Raw genomic sequence first — 16,305 nt, 5'->3', positions numbered from 1 at the left:
GCCCCCCGGGCGTTTATGACGCGGCGGCCAAAACCTCGTCGAGGATGGTCTCCGCCTTCGCGTCGTCGGTGTTCTCGGCCAGGGCCAATTCACCGACCAAGATCTGCCGCGCCTTGGCAAGCATGCGTTTCTCGCCCGCCGAGAGACCGCGCTCTTGGTCGCGGCGCCACAGGTCACGCACTACCTCGGCCACCTTGTTCACATCGCCGGACGCGAGTTTTTCGAGATTGGCCTTGTAGCGGCGCGACCAGTTCGTCGGCTCCTCGGTGTGCGGAGCGCGCAGCACCTGGAAAACCTTGTCGAGGCCTTCCTGTCCGACCACATCGCGGACGCCGACGTATTCGGCGTTCTCGGCGGGCACTCGAACGGTGAGGTCTCCCTGCGCCACTTTCAAGACGAGATATTCCTTTTGTTCCCCTTTGATGGTTCGGGTTTCGATCGCCTCGATCAACGCAGCACCGTGGTGTGGATAGACGACGGTGTCTCCGACCTTAAAAATCATCTGATTCGAGCCCCTTTCGTTACTTCATGCTAACACGGCCCTTTGACACGCGCGGAACAACGGTGCAGGTCAGGGGCACCGCAGGTGAGAACTGGGGCTTGACAGATGCGCGGATTCATGCAAGGGGCCCTCTCATCGGAAAGCCCCGTGGAATGCCGGCCGGGCTGGTCAACACCCCGCTGGGCTGCTAGGACGCCCTGCGCTACCGCCGGGGTGAGCGTGCTACTACTGTGCATAGTCGAACCGTGGCAGGAGGCATTGAGTGAACCGCGTCAGGACCGCCGTGCTGGCCGCGACCGGCCTGGTCGCCGTCGCCATGCTCACCGGCTGCAGCAGCGGCCAGATCGCACAGACCTCGGAACAGCAGTCAGCCGTCAACGGCGGCGAAGGCTCGGTCAAATACGTCGCGCTGCGCAACGTCTACATCAAGGCGGTGCAAACCGGGGACTTCCTGCGGCCCGGTCAAACCGTGGACCTGGTGTTCGTGGCCACCAACCAGTCGCCGGATGTCGACGACAAGCTGGTCGGCGTCACTACCGATATCGGCGCGGTGACCGTGACTGGCGATACTCGACTGCCTGCTGGAGGCAAGTTATTGGTCGGCACACCCGACGGACAGGCCGTCAAGGCTCTGCACGCCGTCGAGCCCGCGAACGCCGCCAAGGCCACTGTGGCGCTGGCCAAACCAATCACCAACGGGCTGACTTACCGGTTCAGCTTCTCGTTCGAGAAGGCGGGGAGCGCGACCGTGATAGTCCCCATTTCGGCGGGCTCGACGACCCCGGAGGAGCGGGCCCCGGCGCAGGCCGAGCATCCGTCGTAGTCCGGCTTGTCACACCCCGCCGATATCGTCGCGGCGTGGCCAAGGCGCGTTCGCAGTACCGCTGCTCGCAATGTCACCACGTGACCGCCAAATGGGTGGGCCGCTGCCTGGCGTGCGGCACGTGGGGCACCGTCGACGAGGTTGCGCTGCTCTCCGCGGTTCGCGGCACGGCCCGCCGGTCACCGCTGCAGGCTTGCCGGGCCCTTCCGATCAGCGCCATCGAGCCGCACCATACCCACCACTGCCCGACCGGAGTCGGTGAACTGGATCGGGTGCTCGGCGGCGGCGTGGTGCCCGGTTCGGTGACGCTGCTGGCGGGCGATCCCGGTGTGGGCAAGTCGACGCTGCTGCTCAAGGTTGCCCACCGGTGGGCACAGGCGGGGCGGCGCGCGCTATACGTCTCCGGTGAGGAATCCGCCGGCCAGATCCGGATGCGGGCCGACCGCACCGGTTGCAGCCACGACCAGGTGTACCTGGCGGCCGAATCCGATCTGCACGCGGTGCTGGACCATATCGAGGCGGTGGCGCCCACGCTGGTTGTCGTGGACTCGGTCCAGACTTTGTCTACCACCGATGCCGACGGCGCAATGGGCGGAGTCACCCAAGTCAAGGCCGTCACCTCCGGGCTGACCGCAGCCGCGAAGCGAACCGGCGTAGCGCTGCTTCTCGTCGGCCATGTCACCAAGGACGGCGCGATTGCCGGACCGCGATCGCTGGAACATCTCGTGGACGTGGTGCTGCACTTCGACGGCGACCGCAACTCCGCCCTGCGCATGGTGCGCTGCGTCAAGAACCGGTTCGGCACCACGGATGAGGTTGGGTGTTTTCTGTTGCAGGACAAGGGAATTGAAGGAGTGAACGATCCGTCCGGCCTGTTTCTCGATCAGCGGCCGGAGCCGGTGCCCGGCACCGCTATCACGGTGACGCTGGATGGGAAGCGGCCGTTGATCGGCGAAGTGCAGGCACTGTTGGCCCGACCATCGGGAGGGTCACCGCGGCGGGCGGTCAGCGGCATCGACCATGCGCGGGCTGCGATGATCACCGCGGTGTTGGAAACCCATGCGCGGCTACCCATCTCGGTGACTGACATTTTCTTGTCCACCGTGGGCGGCATGCGTCTGACCGACCCGTCGTCGGACCTGGCAGTTGCGATGGCGCTGGCTTCCGCGTATGCGAACCTGCCGCTGCCCAGCACTGCGGTGATCATCGGTGAAGTGGGCCTGGCCGGTGACCTGCGCCGGGTCGCCGGGATGGAACGGCGTCTGGCTGAAGCCGCCCGGCAGGGGTTCACGACGGCGTTGATCCCCGCCGGATGCGGGGCGGCGCCCCAAGGTCTTCGTGCGCTCGAGGCGCCGAGCATCGTCGCAGCGCTGCACCACCTGGTTGACGTAACAAAACACCGCCGGGCGACGCTTACGCCGCTGCATCAACTAGATCTACCGCGCGGCGATGTGGGCGCAGAGCACAATAAGTGGTGATGAATCCGGGCAAGCTGAACGGCACCACGCCGGTACCTCGTCCCACCTTGCGTGAAGCGATCAGCCGGCTGGCGCCGGGCACCGGACTACGGGATGGTCTGGAACGCATCCTACGTGGCCGCACCGGTGCGCTGATCGTGCTGGGTTACGACGACAGCGTGGAAGCCATCTGCGACGGCGGCTTCTCCCTCGACGTGCGCTACGCGCCGACGCGGCTGCGGGAGCTGGCGAAGATGGACGGGGCGGTCGTGCTCTCCACCGACGACAGCCGCATCGTGCGAGCGAACGTGCAGCTGGTGCCTGATCCGTCGATACCGACCGACGAGTCTGGAACGCGGCACCGCTCCGCGGAGCGGGCGGCCATTCAGACCGGCTTCCCGGTGATCTCGGTCAGCCACTCGATGAACATCGTGACCGTCTACGTGGGCGGGGAACGACATGTGCTGGCCGACTCGGCGACCATCCTGTCCCGGGCTAACCAGGCGATCGCCACCCTGGAACGGTACAAGGCCCGACTCGACGAGGTCAGCAGGCAGCTGTCGCGGGCTGAGATCGAGGACTTCGTCACGCTGCGCGACGTGATGACGGTGGTGCAACGACTCGAGTTGGTCCGCCGGATCGGACTGGTGATCGAAAACGATGCGGTCGAGCTGGGCACCGACGGGCGTCAATTGCGCTTGCAACTCGAGGAATTGCTGGGCGGCAACGACGCCGCGCGGGAACTGATCGTGCGTGACTATCACGCCAATCCCGAGCCGCCGTCGAAGGCTCAGGTGGCCGCCACGCTGGACGAGCTGGACGCGTTGTCGGACACCGAGCTACTCGACTTCACTGTTCTGGCAAAGGTTTTCGGGTATCCCTCGACTGCGGAAGCTCAGGACTCAGCGATGAGCGCGCGTGGCTACCGCGCCATGGCCGGTATCCCGCGTCTGCAGTTCGCACACGTCGATCTGCTGGTTCGGACATTCGGTTCGTTGCAGGACCTGCTGGCGGCCACCGCCACCGATCTGCAGTCGGTGGACGGAATCGGCGCGATGTGGGCGCGTCATGTCCGCGAAGGTCTGTCCCAGTTGGCGGAGTCGACCATCGCCGATCCGCTTGGCTGACCACGCCGGCTCAGTTGCCCGACTGCGCGGGTGGTGCCTCGGGTGCCGGAGCGCCCTGCTGGGGTGCGGCAGGGGCCGGGGCACCCGGGGGCGGCGCGGCGCCCGGGGCAGGGGCTGGGGCACCCGGAGGGGGCGCGGCACCCGGGGGCGGCGCCTGGGCCAAGATGAACGGAACGGGAGCCGAACGCAGGTTCCCCAGCTGCACGACGAGGTTGTAGGTCCCGGGTCCGATCGGCGGCCGCGGCAACGGACAATGCGGCGCCGACCCCATCCCGGTCCACGTCACCGCAGTGACCACCTGCTCGCCGGGCGCAAACGTTTTGATCAGCGTCTCGTTGGAGGGCGCGCAGTCCAGGTTCGACCACAACCGCTTGCCGTCCAATGAGTAGACGTAGGCGGCCAGCACGGCCGCTCCGACATCACGTTTGCAGGAAACCAACCCGATGTTGGTGACGACCATGGTGAACTTGGGCTGGTCGCCGATCACGTATTGGGGTTGGTTGGTCAGCCCCTTGACGGCAAGTGTCGAGTCGGGGCAGTCGTCGCCCTCCTTGAGCACTGGCGGTGGCTGCACCGCCGCGGTCGGTGTCTCGGGAGTGCCCGGGTTCTGTGCGGTCGGCGGCGGAGCCGGTGTCACCACCTGGGGCTGCACGATCGGGGACTTTGCCGGCGGTGCGGCGGTTGGCTTCTCAGCCGCGGTCGTGTTGGCGCCGGCACTGCTGCTCATCACTGCGACGACGATCGCGACCACGATCCCGATCACTACTACCGCAATGCCCAGCGCGAGTCCGCGACGGCGCCAGTAGATCTCTGGCGGCAGCGGGCCATGCGGCTCTAGATCCAGCACATTCACACCGTAAGCCCAGGTCACGCCGACACGAGCGACCGCGCTCGGCGTGTCGCTTTGCCAGCCGCGACCACGGAGCGCGCCCGCGGCCCCGTGGCATCATCACGTCACGCTACTGTTGCTGAGCCTCATCGCCGATGTCGCCGATGTGATCGCGCAGCACCGTGCGGCCTTCGGCCAGCCGGTAAGTGACGCAGGCGATCCCCAGAGTGCCTGCGGCCACCCGCTCGGCGACGACAGTCGAGCGGGCTAGTAGCTGCGCGGCCGTCTCGCGGACATGGCGGGCCTCGAACTCGTCCACCGATGTCAGCCCATCGCGGCGGCCCAACAAGATCGACGGCGTCACCCGCTCCACCACGTCGCGCACGTAGCCGCCGGGCACCGCACCGTCCTCGAGTGCGGCGAGGGTGGCCTTGACGGCACCGCACCCGTCGTGGCCAAGGACGACGATCAGCGGGACATTGAGCACCGACACCGCGTATTCGATGGAGCCCAGCACCGCTGAGTCGACGACGTGGCCGGCAGTGCGCACCACGAACATGTCGCCGAGACCCTGGTCGAAGATGATCTCGGCCGCCACTCGGCTATCGCCGCAGCCGAACACCACGGCGGTGGGTTTCTGCGCGGCGGCCAAGCTGGCCCGGTGCTCGGCGCTCTGGCTGGGGTGTTGGGGCTTGCCGGCGACGAATCGCTCGTTACCCTCCTTGAGTGCCTTCCACGCGGTTACGGGATTGGTATTAGGCATGGCGCACATTTTGCCGTATCCGTCGATGAGCCTGCCGGCGGCACAACTGCTCGACTGGTACGAACGGGCAAAGCGCGACTTGCCCTGGCGGCGCCCGGGCGTCACCCCATGGCAGATCCTGGTCAGCGAGTTCATGCTGCAGCAAACGCCGGTGGCCCGGGTTATTCCGGTGTGGCAGGACTGGGTGGTGCGCTGGCCCACCGCCTCGGCCACCGCCGCAGCCAGCGCGGCCGACGTGCTGCGCGCCTGGGGCAAGCTGGGATACCCGCGCCGGGCCAAGCGACTGCACGAGTGCGCCACCGTGATCGCCCGCGACCACGCCGATGTGGTGCCCGACGACGTCGATACGCTGCTGACGCTGCCCGGTGTCGGCGGCTACACCGCGCGGGCGGTGGCGTGCTTCGCCTACCAAAAGCCGGTGCCGGTGGTCGACACAAACGTGCGCCGCGTGGTGGCTCGCGTGGTGCGCGGCCGCGCCGACGCCGCCGCACCGTCGGCCGCCCGCGACCATGCTGACGTCGCCGCGCTGCTACCGAAAGACCAACGAGCACATCGGTTTTCAGCAGCGCTGATGGAGTTGGGCGCCACGGTGTGCACTGCGCGCAATCCGCGATGCGGATTGTGTCCGCTGCCCGAGTGTGCATGGCGGCGAGCCGGTTACCCCGCTTCACAGGGGTTCAAACGGGTCCAGACCTATGCGGGAACCGACCGACAGGTCCGCGGATGCCTGCTGGATGTATTGCGCGCCAGAGATTGTCCGGCCACCAAAGCTGAGTTGGACGTGGCGTGGTTAAGCGATAGTCAGCAGCGCGAGCGCGCCCTGAGTTCGCTGCTTGCCGATGGCCTGGTCACGCGAACGGCCGACGGTCGATATGCGTTAGCGGGCGAAGCGCCGTAAAAACGACTCCACCGCCTGCCGGTATACCTGCGGCGCCTCGTCGTGCACCAGGTGACCCGCTTCTGGTACATGCAGATAGCTTGTGCAGTAACCTATTTCGTGCATGATATGCATCTGTCCAGGTGGTGTGACGGAGTCACCGGCTTCGACGAGCAGCGCAGGTGCGCGCACTGCCCGCCACTGCGACCAGTAGTCGCGGGTACCCCACTCGGCCGCGATTTCGATCCAGCGTTCGACGTAACCGTGCAGCCGCCATCCGGTCGCGGTCCGGTCGAAAGCGTCTAAGAAGTACTGCCCGGCGACTGGGCCGAATTCAGCGAATATCTTTTCGGCAGAGTCGAATTCGACGGGCAAAGCATGCAGCCAAGGTTCCCACGGCCCGGTGGTGCGGCCACGGAAATCCGGTGCCATGTCCTCCACCACCAGCGCCGAGACGAGTTCGGGATGCTCCGCCGCCAGGCACCACGAGTGCAAAGCGCCCATCGAATGTCCAACCAGCCGCACGGGAGTTGCCAACGCTTTCACCGCGTCGTGCAGGTCGGCCACGAAGCGCTCGGTGCTGATCGGGTACGGGTCGGCGACATCACGGCCCCGGTGCCACGGCGCGTCATACGTATAGACAGTGCCTAGCCGGGTCAGCCACGGCAGCTGGCGCGACCACGTGCTGCCCCGGCCCATCAAGCCGTGAACCAGCACCACGGGCTGGCCGTGTCCACCGCGATGGGTCAGCAGGTCGGGGGCCACGTCGGGCACGGTAGCCTAGCGGCATGCCAGTGGTGAAGATCAACGCAATCGAGGTGCCCCCGAACGCGGGTCCCGAACTGGAAAAGCGGTTCGCGCATCGTGCGCACGCGGTGGAGAACCAGCCGGGCTTCCTCGGCTTCCAGCTGCTGCGTCCGGTCAAGGGCGAGGACCGCTACTTCGTGGTGACGCATTGGGAATCCGACGAAGCTTTCCAGGCATGGGCGACGGGACCTGCCATCGAGGCGCATGCCGGCCACCGGGCCAACCCGGTAGCGACCGGCGCATCGCTACTGGAATTCGAGGTTGTGCTGGACGTTGCCGCAAACCGCCCGACGGCCTAGCGCCGGCCGAGCGCGGCAGCGCGTCGTGGCATTGACTGCTGCGGCCACGCTAACCGCCGCCCTCGCCCCCGGATGCACCCCTCCACCCGCTGCACCGGCGAACGCCGCGGACCCGGGCGTCCGAATCGATATCCGGACACCGCCGGGAATGCGCGCGCAGCAGACCGTTGACATGCTCAACTCGCAGTGGCCTATCGGCCCGGTCGGGGTTCGTACCCTGGCCGCACCGCAGATGGTGGAACCGGTCAAAACCACCATGGAAGGGCTGTGGTGGGACCGGCCCTTCACGGTCGGCGGCGTCGACATCAGCGCCGGCGCTGCGACTCTGCATTTGATCACCTCCTACGGCGCGCACCAAGACATCAAAATCCACACCAACGACGACACCCTGGTTGACCGCTTCGACCTCGTTACCCAGACCCCCACGATCTCCTCGTGGCGGGACGTCGATGCGACGTTGAGCAAGACCGGAGCCCGCTATTCCTATCAAGCGGCCAAAGTCAACGCCGGCCGCTGCGAGCGGATCGCCGGCACCAACACCGCGCAATCGCTGCCGCTGGCATCGATTTTCAAGCTGTACGTGCTCTACGCCGTCGCCGAAGCGGTCAACGCGGGAACGGTGTCCTGGGATGACCAGCTGACCGTTACCGACAAGGGCAAGGCGGTCGGGTCGTCGGGATTGGAATTACCGGTTGGAGCGCATGTTTCGGTGCGCACTGCCGCCGACAAGATGATCGCGACCAGCGACAACATGGCCACGGACATGCTGATCGGGAAAGTAGGCATCCGGGCAGTCGAGAAGGCGCTGGTCGACGCCGGCCACCACGATCCGGCCGCGATGACCCCGTTTCCAACTATGTATGAGCTGTTCTCGGTCGGCTGGGGCAAGCCGGACCTCCGCCAGCAGTGGAAGCAGGCTAACCCGCAAATCCGCGCACAGTTGCTTGAGCAGGCCAATTCGCGTGTCTACCAACCAGATCCGAACCGCGCGCACACACCAGCATCGGGTTACGGTGCGGAATGGTATGGAAGCGCCGAAGACATCTGTCGCGTCCACACCGCGCTTCAAGCCGTCGCGGTTGGTAAAGCCGCTCCCGTCAAGGAAATCCTGGCAGCGGTTCCAGGCGTCGACCTGGACCGCCATGTTTGGCCGTATGTCGGCGCCAAAGCCGGTGGCCTGCCGGGTGATTTGACGTTTAGCTGGTATGCGATCGACAAGACCGGACAGCCGTGGGTGGTGAGCTTTCAGCTGACCTGGCCGCGTGACCATGGCCCCAGCGTGACCGGCTGGATGCTCCAAATCGCCAAGCAGGTCTTCGCGCTACTGGCCGCACCAACCTAACCCGTCACCGAAGAGCGCTAATTCGACCGGAGTGTCCAGGCATGTCCGCGGAAATGCATCACCGTGCGGCTGAGCGGTGCGATGTCGAGGCGCCAGAAAGACTCGGGCGGGGCGCCGAGAGCGACCAGAATCGCCGCCCGGATCACCGCGGGATGTGTTACCGCAACCGTCGGTAAAACCGTGGCGGTCAACGAGTCCAGCCATTGGGCCACCCGGTCGATCAGGACGACGATCGATTCACCCCCGTGTGGTGCCCGCCACGGATCGCTGAGCCACGCCTGCAACTCGCCGGGACAAACGTCGTCGAGCGCCGTGCCGCGCCACCGGCCGTAATCGAGGTCGGCCAACCGCGGCTCCACCGCGGCCCGCAGGTTCAGCAGCCGCGCGGTCTGCAGCGCGCGACGCTCAGGCCCGCAGAGTTCGCGGGTTTGTCGATTGATGCCCAGGCCAGCCGCGGCGGTTCGAGCATGTCGGCGCCCCGCGTCGTTGAGCGGCTCGTCGGCGGGAAAACGCCCGGCCACCATGGCATCGGTCATTGCGTGCGACACCAGGGTCAGCCGCACGACTTCGGTCACGCCGTGATACTCGCGGCCCGTCCACCTTCGGCTCGCTCAACCAGCAGTCGGCCCGCGAACATCGAAAAGACCAGCCCGATGGTCATCCAGAGCACCAGCTGAATGCCCACCGACGCCAACCTGAAGTCGTACAAGACGTCGGCGGGAAAGCCGGGGTAGACGATCACACCCGATGCGTCGCGCATCGGTTCGGGTGCCTCATCCACATTCGGCAGCACAAGCATGACCAGGGCGATTGCCAGCACGTAGACCGCCACGGCGGTCAGCCCGGCATTCCACGCACCAATTCGGGACACAAGTTTGCGGGCCAGCCATGCCGCACCCGCCGCCAGCAGCACCGACGAGAGCACCATCACCAAATACCAGCCCGTGCGCGCTCCGATGGTGTCTGTGTGACCAACGGCCGGCGGATTAGCCGGATACTTCAAGAACGGCACCAGGTACAGCGCTACGAAGACCCCGATCGACAGCAGAATCGAAAACGCTTGCGGCCCAATGCTTCCCACACGACCATACGTGACGGAAAACAGGACGGCGAACAGCGAGCCCATCGCGACACCGAAAATCAACATGCCAAAACCGAGACCGGCATTGGCCTGCACGGCTCGGGTAAACAACTCGACACCGTGATCGTGTACTCCGTGAGCCGAGGCCACATCGGCGCGACCGTCCTCGTATTCGATTGCCCGACCGATAACGGGTTCAGCCATCACGCGCGCGAGCAGGAACGCCAGCGTCCCGGCTATCGCTCCCGCTAGGAGACCGCTGCCGACTAGGCGCTTTTCCATCTCGGCGATCAGTGGCAGGGGAATCCGAGCAGATGCCGTGCGTCGTGGACGAACTCGTGCACGTGTGAATCGTTGCCGAACACCGACACCGCGCCTTGGTCAATGCCGACGAAGTAGGGGGCCAGCAACGCCAGAAAAACAGTTCCCGCCAGCCACAGCGCCGCGGTTGCCGCGGACAGATCGACGGATCGGATTCGGGTGCCGGTTGCCTGGCGATTGGCCACAGTTGACTCCTTCTGGGGATCTCGCGCCCCACTGGGGGGTAGCCGCTGACGAGTAGCGGGGCTGACTTTGTACAGTGGCGCGACCGTCCTGGAGTCTCACCAGGTTCCGTTACCCATCAACGAATGCTGACGAAGGCAAGTGTAAACCGTGGCCCGCACCGGCGTGCGCGGCTTACTGGGTCGGCGATGCTGGCCCGGGCGCGCTCTGCGCGCCAGCCTTAGCCAGGTCCGGCTCGACCGGCTCGGCCGGCTTGCGGGTTCCGGTGAACGTGAATACCGCGTCCTCACCGGGACCCTCGCCGTCCCAGTTGTCCACGTCGACCGTGACGACCTGGCCCGGGCCGACCTCCTCGAAGAGAATCTTCTCCGAGAGCGCGTCTTCGATCTCGCGCTGAATGGTGCGCCGCAGCGGGCGAGCACCCAACACCGGGTCGAAGCCGCGCTTGGCCAGCAACGCCTTGGCCTTGTCGGTCAGCTCCAGCGTCATGTCCTTGCTCTTGAGCTGAGCAGCAACGCGGCTGATCATCAGCTCCACCATCCGGATGATTTCTTCCTGCGTCAGCTGGTGGAACACGATGATGTCGTCGATACGGTTGAGGAACTCCGGGCGGAAGTGCTTCTTCAGCTCGTCGTTGACCTTCTGCTTCATCCGCTCGTAGTTGTTCTCCCCGCCGCCCGGGCTAAAGCCCAGCCCGACCGGCTTGGAGATGTCGGCGGTACCGAGGTTGGACGTGAAGATCAGCACGGTGTTCTTGAAGTCGACCGTGCGGCCCTGCCCGTCGGTGAGCCGGCCGTCCTCGAGCACCTGCAGCAGGCTGTTGTAGATCTCCTGGTGCGCCTTTTCGATCTCGTCGAACAGCACCACCGAGAACGGCTTGCGCCGCACCTTCTCGGTCAGCTGGCCGCCCTCCTCGTAGCCGACGTAGCCCGGCGGCGCGCCAAAGAGCCGCGACGCGGTGAACCGGTCGTGGAATTCGCCCATGTCGATCTGGATCAGCGCGTCGTCGTCGCCGAACAGGAACTCCGCCAACGCCTTGGACAGCTCGGTCTTGCCCACCCCGGAGGGGCCGGCGAAGATGAACGAACCCGACGGGCGCTTGGGGTCTTTCAACCCGGCGCGGGTGCGCCGGATCGCCTTGGAGACGGCCTTGACGGCGTCCTCCTGACCGATGATCCGCTTGTGCAGTTCCTCTTCCATGCGCAACAGGCGCGTGGTCTCGGCCTCGGTCAGCTTGAACACCGGGATGCCGGTCCAGTTGCCCAACACTTCGGCGATCTGCTCGTCGTCGACCTCGGCCACCACATCCAGATCGCCTGAACGCCATTGCTTTTCGCGCTCAGCACGCTGTGCGACGAGCTGCTTTTCCCGATCGCGCAGCGCGGCGGCCTTCTCGAAGTCCTGCGCGTCGATCGCCGACTCCTTCTCCCGGCGCGCCTCGGCGATCTTTTCGTCGAACTCGCGCAGGTCTGGCGGAGCCGTCATCCGGCGGATCCGCATCCGCGCGCCGGCCTCGTCGATCAGGTCGATCGCCTTGTCGGGCAGGAACCGGTCGTTGATGTAGCGGTCGGCCAGGGTGGCCGCGGCCACCATCGCGCCGTCGGTGATCGACACCCGGTGGTGAGCCTCGTAACGGTCGCGCAGGCCTTTGAGGATCTCGATGGTGTGCTCGACCGTCGGCTCGCCGACCTGCACGGGCTGGAAGCGGCGCTCCAGCGCGGCGTCCTTCTCGATGTACTTGCGGTACTCGTCGAGCGTGGTGGCGCCGATGGTCTGCAACTCGCCGCGGGCCAGCTTGGGCTTCAGGATCGACGCGGCGTCGATCGCACCTTCGGCGGCGCCGGCACCGACCAGTGTGTGCAACTCGTCGATGAACAAGATGATGTCGCCGCGGGTGTTGATCTCCTTCAGCACCTTCTTCAAGCGCTCTTCGAAATCACCGCGGTAGCGGCTGCCGGCAACCAGGGAACCCAGGTCCAGCGTGTAGAGCTGCTTGTCCTTCAGCGTCTCCGGAACGTCGCCGTGCACGATCTTCTGGGCCAAGCCCTCGACGACCGCGGTCTTGCCGACGCCCGGCTCGCCGATCAGCACCGGGTTGTTCTTGGTGCGCCGCGACAGCACCTGCATGACCCGCTCGATTTCCTTCTCGCGGCCGATGACCGGGTCGAGCTTGCCCTCCATCGCCGCCGCGGTCAGGTTCCGGCCAAACTGGTCGAGCACCAGCGACGTCGACGGGCTGCCCGACTCCCCGCCGCGACCGCCAGTGCCGGCCTCAGCGGTCTCCTTGCCCTGATAGCCGGACAGCAGCTGGATCACCTGCTGGCGCACGCGGGTCAACTCCGCGCCGAGCTTGACTAGAACCTGGGCGGCCACACCCTCGCCCTCGCGGATCAGGCCCAGCAGGATGTGCTCGGTGCCGATGTAGTTGTGGCCCAGCTGCAAGGCTTCGCGCAGGGAGAGTTCCAGCACCTTCTTGGCCCGCGGGGTGAAGGGGATGTGCCCCGACGGCGCCTGCTGGCCCTGGCCGATGATCTCCTCGACCTGGCTGCGGACGCCCTCCAGTGAGATGCCCAGCGACTCCAGCGACTTTGCGGCTACGCCTTCGCCCTCGTGGATCAGGCCCAACAGGATGTGCTCGGTGCCGATGTAGTTGTGGTTGAGCATCCGGGCCTCTTCTTGCGCCAGGACGACGACCCTGCGGGCGCGGTCGGTAAATCTCTCAAACATCGGTGGTTACCTGCTCTCCCTCACCATCGGTACAGCGGTGGCATCGCGTACCTGCTATCCACTGTAATGGGCCGCTGCCCGAGGTTCCTACCTATGCGCCGCTAACGCGAGCACACGTTCCCGCGTGGAAACACGGACGCAACAGACCAACGCGAAAATCGCCAAAAACTTTCCCGCGCGCCCCGGTGATCAGTTCGCCACCAGCGAAAAGCAAACCGGCGCCCAGCCGTCGGGCTGGGCGCCGGTGGTCGCTGTCAGTTGGCGGCGTGGAAGGCTTCGATGATGTCGGCCGGGATACGGCCACGAGAGGACACGTTGCGCCCGTTGCGACGGGCCCATTCCCGGATCGCGGCGCTTTGCTCCCGGTCGATGGTCCCGCGGCCACGGCCCGCGCTGGCCCGGCCCCGGCGCCGCCCGCCGACCCGGCGGCCGGCTTCCACCCATTGCTTCAGGTCGTTTCGTAGTTTCGCCGCATTCTTGCTCGAAAGATCAATCTCGTAGGTCACCCCGTCGAGCCCAAATTCGACCGTTTCATCGGCGGGTGCCTCACCGTCAAAATCGTCGATCAACGTGACGGTCACTTTCTTCGCCATTAGTTCACCCTCTACCGCATCTCCGGAGCGCACTTACTGTGCAACCTGGATTGTGTCCCCGCTGGACTAATCTGCCATACAAAGACAGCTTATTCAATCCCAGAGTTAAACGCTACCGCACTGGTTCAGTTGCTCAGCGGTCGAACAATGGGAAACAAAACTGTCTCCCTAATTGACAGTCCAGTCAATGCCATCAACAACCGGTCTATACCCATTCCGGTTCCCGTGCATGGCGGCATCGCATACTCGAGGGCTGCGAGAAAATCTTCGTCGAGTCTCATCGCCTCGTCGTCGCCCGCGGCCGCGGCGCGCGCCTGCGCTTCGAACCGCTGCCGCTGCACCACGGGATCGATCAATTCGGAGTAACCGGTCGCCAGTTCGATCCCCCGCAGGTAAAGGTCCCACTTCTCGGTGACGCCGGGGAGACTGCGATGCTGGCGGGTTAAAGGCGTCGTTTCGACCGGAAAATCCTTGACAAATGTCGGCGCGGTAAGACGGGCGCCCACGGTGTGCTCCCACAATTCTTCGACCAGCTTGCCATGCCCGTAGCCATGCTTGATCTCGACGCCAAGCCGTTCGGCGATACTGCGCAAGTGCTCAACTGTCGTATCCGGTGTGATCTCCTCGCCGAGCGCGGCCGACAACGAGGGATACATTTGTATCGACGCCCATTCTCCGTCGATGTCATAGACACCGCCGTCGGGCGACGGTAGTTGTCTTGTACCGATCGCCTCGTCAGCCGCCTGTTGAATAAGCTCGCGGGTAACTACGGCCGAATCGTCATAGGTTCCATACGCCTGGTAGGTCTCCAGCATGGAAAATTCCGGAGAATGAGTGGAATCAGCTCCCTCATTTCGGAACACGCGATTAAGTTCGAACACCTTGTCAAAGCCCCCGACGACGCAGCGCTTGAGGAACAGTTCCGGCGCGATCCGCAGGTATAAGTCGATGTCGAGGGCGTTGGAGTGGGTAACGAACGGCCGGGCCGCCGCGCCGCCGGCCAGAGTCTGCAACATCGGTGTTTCGACCTCGAGAAAACCGCGCGCCTCCAGCCCGGCCCGTATTGCGCGGACGACGGCGACCCGCAGCCTGGCTACTGCACGCGCCTGCGGACGCACGATCAGGTCGACGTAGCGTTGCCGCACCCGTGACTCTTCGTTCATCTCCTTGTACGCGACAGGCAGGGGCCGCAACGACTTCGACGCCATTTGCCAGGTGTCGGCGAGTACGGACAGTTCCCCGCGGCGCGAGCTGATCACTTCGCCGTGCACGTAAACGATGTCGCCGATATCGACGTCGGCCTTCCACGCGTCGAGCGCGTCTTGGCCCACCTTCGCCAGGCTGATCATCGCCTGCAGCTGGGTGCCGTCACCGTCCTGCAGGGTGGCAAAGCACAGTTTGCCGGAGTTGCGGATGAAGATCACCCGGCCTGCGACGCCGACGATGTCGCCGGTTGCGGTGTCGGCGGGCAGGTCCGGATAAGCGGCCCGGATCTCGGCCAGAGTATGGGTGCGTGCCACGGCGACCGGGTACGGATCGTGTCCACGGGCCAGCAGTCGAGCGCGCTTGTCCCGGCGGATTCGGAATTGCTCGGGAAGGTCCTCGGGGATGTCATGACCGGAGGCGCTCACGACCTGCCAGCTTAAAGGAGCGCCGGTGCGGGCCGCGAAACAGAAACCAGGGTCGCGATCTCGGGCCCGAATACGACCGTGGCTTCTGTTTCGCAACGCTTCGGCGACGGCCAGCGACCCCGACTTCAGCGGGCCGGTTTGAGTCGCCCGCGCTGGCTGTCACGGTTGCGTTCGAACACCAGCCGCAGCCCGTGCAGGGTCAGATGCTGGTCGTAGTGGTCGACGGTATGCAGCTCGGGCAGCAGCAGCGGCGCGGTGTGCCCGGTGGCCACCACTGTGACATTGTCACCGGCGAACCCGTCCACGTCTTGGCGGATGCGCTGCACCAGGCCGTCGACCAGGCCGGCGAATCCGAACACCGCTCCGGCTTGCATGCACTCGACGGTGTTCTTGCCAACCACAGAACGCGGGCGGGCCAGCTCGACACGGCGCAACGCGGCGGATCGGGCGGCGGCGGCATCCGACGACAGTTGCACGCCCGGTGCTATCGCGCCACCCAGGAATTCGCCTTTGGCCGACACCACATCCACACAGATCGAGGATCCGAAATCGACGACGATCGCGGCGGTACCGAATTTATGAAAAGCCGCCAAGCAGTTGACGATCCGATCTGCGCCGACTTCTTTTGGATTGTCTACCAGCAACGGGATGCCGGTGCGTACGCCGGGCTCGATCAGCACATGCGGTACCGACGGCCAGTACTGGTCGAGCATGATCCGGACTTCGTGCAGCACCGAGGGAACAGTGGACAGGGCGGCCGCGCCGGTGAGCCGGTCGGAGTCTTCGCCGATCAGTCCGTCGATCGTCAGTGCGAGTTCGTCAGCGGTAATCTCGGATTCGGTGCGAATTCGCCACTGCTGCACGACCTTTGCGTTGTCCTTGGACCCGGAGATCAATCCGACAACGGTGTGGGTGTTGCGGACGTCGATTGCGAGGAGCACGG

The 16,305-nt window shown here is 65.5% G+C and carries 17 protein-coding genes; 6 read left to right on the top strand and 11 right to left on the bottom strand.

Features of this window, described 5'->3' with window-relative positions; translation table 11 throughout:
• Positions 1-13: 13 nt before the first annotated feature.
• Positions 14-502 carry an RNA polymerase-binding transcription factor CarD gene (gene carD, locus MYXE_RS02330; protein WP_003921720.1) on the bottom strand — a complete coding sequence of 163 codons (489 nt, stop codon included), beginning with the start codon at positions 500-502 and terminating at the stop codon, positions 14-16.
• 316 nt (positions 503-818) lie between these two features.
• Here carD and MYXE_RS02325 point away from each other — a divergent pair, with 316 nt between their 5' ends.
• The 3 genes from MYXE_RS02325 to disA are packed head-to-tail and all read left to right on the top strand — an operon-like array spanning position 819 to position 3,909.
• Positions 819-1,325: a hypothetical protein gene (locus tag MYXE_RS02325; protein ID WP_232061801.1), complete on the top strand. Its 507-nt coding sequence runs from the start codon at positions 819-821 to the stop codon at positions 1,323-1,325.
• Positions 1,326-1,360: 35 nt separating this feature from the next.
• Entirely contained in the window at positions 1,361-2,803 is a 1,443-nt protein-coding gene (gene radA / locus MYXE_RS02320) for a DNA repair protein RadA (RefSeq protein WP_085195535.1), read from the top strand.
• Positions 2,803-3,909: a DNA integrity scanning diadenylate cyclase DisA gene (disA, locus tag MYXE_RS02315; protein WP_085195569.1), complete on the top strand. Its 1,107-nt coding sequence runs from the start codon at positions 2,803-2,805 to the stop codon at positions 3,907-3,909. The genes radA and disA overlap by 1 nt, the downstream gene beginning before the upstream one ends.
• A gap of 10 nt (positions 3,910-3,919) precedes the next feature.
• On the opposite strand, the gene MYXE_RS02310 is transcribed toward disA, so the two are convergent.
• Positions 3,920-4,756: a hypothetical protein gene (locus MYXE_RS02310; RefSeq protein WP_232061708.1), complete on the bottom strand. Its 837-nt coding sequence runs from the start codon at positions 4,754-4,756 to the stop codon at positions 3,920-3,922.
• A 112-nt stretch (positions 4,757-4,868) separates the two neighbouring features.
• Complete coding sequence (locus MYXE_RS02305) at positions 4,869-5,501, bottom strand: carbonic anhydrase (protein WP_085196457.1); 633 nt, start codon at positions 5,499-5,501, stop codon at positions 4,869-4,871.
• Between MYXE_RS02305 and MYXE_RS02300 the strand changes: the two genes are divergently transcribed.
• Complete coding sequence (locus MYXE_RS02300) at positions 5,500-6,399, top strand: HhH-GPD family protein (RefSeq protein WP_085196459.1); 900 nt, start codon at positions 5,500-5,502, stop codon at positions 6,397-6,399. The two genes, MYXE_RS02305 and MYXE_RS02300, sit on opposite strands and share 2 nt — an antisense overlap.
• On the opposite strand, the gene MYXE_RS02295 is transcribed toward MYXE_RS02300, so the two are convergent.
• The gene (locus tag MYXE_RS02295) at positions 6,379-7,077 is read right to left on the bottom strand and encodes an alpha/beta fold hydrolase (protein ID WP_415624469.1); all 699 of its coding nucleotides are present in this window, start codon (positions 7,075-7,077) and stop codon (positions 6,379-6,381) included. The genes MYXE_RS02300 and MYXE_RS02295 overlap by 21 nt on opposite strands.
• Before the next feature lie 89 nt (positions 7,078-7,166).
• Between MYXE_RS02295 and mhuD the strand changes: the two genes are divergently transcribed.
• Positions 7,167-7,484 carry a mycobilin-forming heme oxygenase MhuD gene (gene mhuD, locus MYXE_RS02290; RefSeq protein WP_048891088.1) on the top strand — a complete coding sequence of 106 codons (318 nt, stop codon included), beginning with the start codon at positions 7,167-7,169 and terminating at the stop codon, positions 7,482-7,484.
• Positions 7,459-8,826 carry a serine hydrolase gene (locus MYXE_RS02285; protein WP_085196463.1) on the top strand — a complete coding sequence of 456 codons (1,368 nt, stop codon included), beginning with the start codon at positions 7,459-7,461 and terminating at the stop codon, positions 8,824-8,826. Before mhuD ends, MYXE_RS02285 begins: the two co-directional genes overlap by 26 nt.
• Positions 8,827-8,843: 17 nt before the next feature.
• Here the strand turns inward: MYXE_RS02285 and MYXE_RS02280 are convergent, their stop codons facing one another.
• From MYXE_RS02280 to MYXE_RS02250, 7 genes are all read right to left on the bottom strand, one after another.
• Positions 8,844-9,401 (bottom strand): histidine phosphatase family protein, encoded by a 558-nt coding sequence (locus tag MYXE_RS02280; RefSeq protein WP_085196466.1) that lies wholly within the window; start codon positions 9,399-9,401, stop codon positions 8,844-8,846.
• The gene (locus tag MYXE_RS02275; RefSeq protein WP_085196468.1) at positions 9,398-10,189 is read right to left on the bottom strand and encodes a CbtA family protein; all 792 of its coding nucleotides are present in this window, start codon (positions 10,187-10,189) and stop codon (positions 9,398-9,400) included. The genes MYXE_RS02280 and MYXE_RS02275 overlap by 4 nt, the downstream gene beginning before the upstream one ends.
• Before the next feature lie 8 nt (positions 10,190-10,197).
• Complete coding sequence (locus MYXE_RS02270; RefSeq protein WP_085196471.1) at positions 10,198-10,413, bottom strand: CbtB domain-containing protein; 216 nt, start codon at positions 10,411-10,413, stop codon at positions 10,198-10,200.
• A 172-nt stretch (positions 10,414-10,585) separates the two neighbouring features.
• Entirely contained in the window at positions 10,586-13,138 is a 2,553-nt protein-coding gene (gene clpC1, locus MYXE_RS02265; protein WP_003921700.1) for an ATP-dependent protease ATP-binding subunit ClpC, read from the bottom strand.
• A 254-nt stretch (positions 13,139-13,392) separates the two neighbouring features.
• A complete protein-coding gene (gene lsr2, locus MYXE_RS02260) occupies positions 13,393-13,731 on the bottom strand; it encodes a histone-like nucleoid-structuring protein Lsr2 (protein ID WP_003921698.1) in 339 nt (112 codons plus the stop codon).
• Between the two features lie 125 nt (positions 13,732-13,856).
• A complete protein-coding gene (gene lysS / locus MYXE_RS02255; RefSeq protein WP_085196473.1) occupies positions 13,857-15,362 on the bottom strand; it encodes a lysine--tRNA ligase in 1,506 nt (501 codons plus the stop codon).
• A 125-nt stretch (positions 15,363-15,487) separates the two neighbouring features.
• A complete protein-coding gene (locus MYXE_RS02250; protein WP_003921694.1) occupies positions 15,488-16,303 on the bottom strand; it encodes a type III pantothenate kinase in 816 nt (271 codons plus the stop codon).
• Positions 16,304-16,305 lie beyond the last annotated feature (2 nt).

Origin of the sequence: Mycobacterium xenopi (assembly GCF_009936235.1) — a bacterium.
Classification (GTDB): domain Bacteria; phylum Actinomycetota; class Actinomycetes; order Mycobacteriales; family Mycobacteriaceae; genus Mycobacterium; species Mycobacterium xenopi.
Note: the sequence above shows the minus strand (reverse complement) of the source record. Positions and strands in the feature narration are given on the sequence as shown.

Bases quoted from the DNA above. Each gene is read 5' to 3' on its own strand.
- carD (WP_003921720.1), bottom strand. From the start codon at position 502: ATGATTTTTAAGGTCGGAGACACCGTCGTCTATCCACACCACGGTGCT.
- MYXE_RS02325 (WP_232061801.1), top strand. From the start codon at position 819: ATGCTCACCGGCTGCAGCAGCGGCCAGATCGCACAGACCTCGGAACAG.
- disA (WP_085195569.1), top strand. From the start codon at position 2,803: ATGAATCCGGGCAAGCTGAACGGCACCACGCCGGTACCTCGTCCCACC.
- MYXE_RS02300 (WP_085196459.1), top strand. From the start codon at position 5,500: ATGGCGCACATTTTGCCGTATCCGTCGATGAGCCTGCCGGCGGCACAA.
- MYXE_RS02305 (WP_085196457.1), bottom strand. From the start codon at position 5,501: ATGCCTAATACCAATCCCGTAACCGCGTGGAAGGCACTCAAGGAGGGT.
- MYXE_RS02295 (WP_415624469.1), bottom strand. From the start codon at position 7,077: ATGGGCCGGGGCAGCACGTGGTCGCGCCAGCTGCCGTGGCTGACCCGG.
- mhuD (WP_048891088.1), top strand. From the start codon at position 7,167: ATGCCAGTGGTGAAGATCAACGCAATCGAGGTGCCCCCGAACGCGGGT.
- MYXE_RS02275 (WP_085196468.1), bottom strand. From the start codon at position 10,189: ATGGAAAAGCGCCTAGTCGGCAGCGGTCTCCTAGCGGGAGCGATAGCC.
- clpC1 (WP_003921700.1), bottom strand. From the start codon at position 13,138: ATGTTTGAGAGATTTACCGACCGCGCCCGCAGGGTCGTCGTCCTGGCG.
- lsr2 (WP_003921698.1), bottom strand. From the start codon at position 13,731: ATGGCGAAGAAAGTGACCGTCACGTTGATCGACGATTTTGACGGTGAG.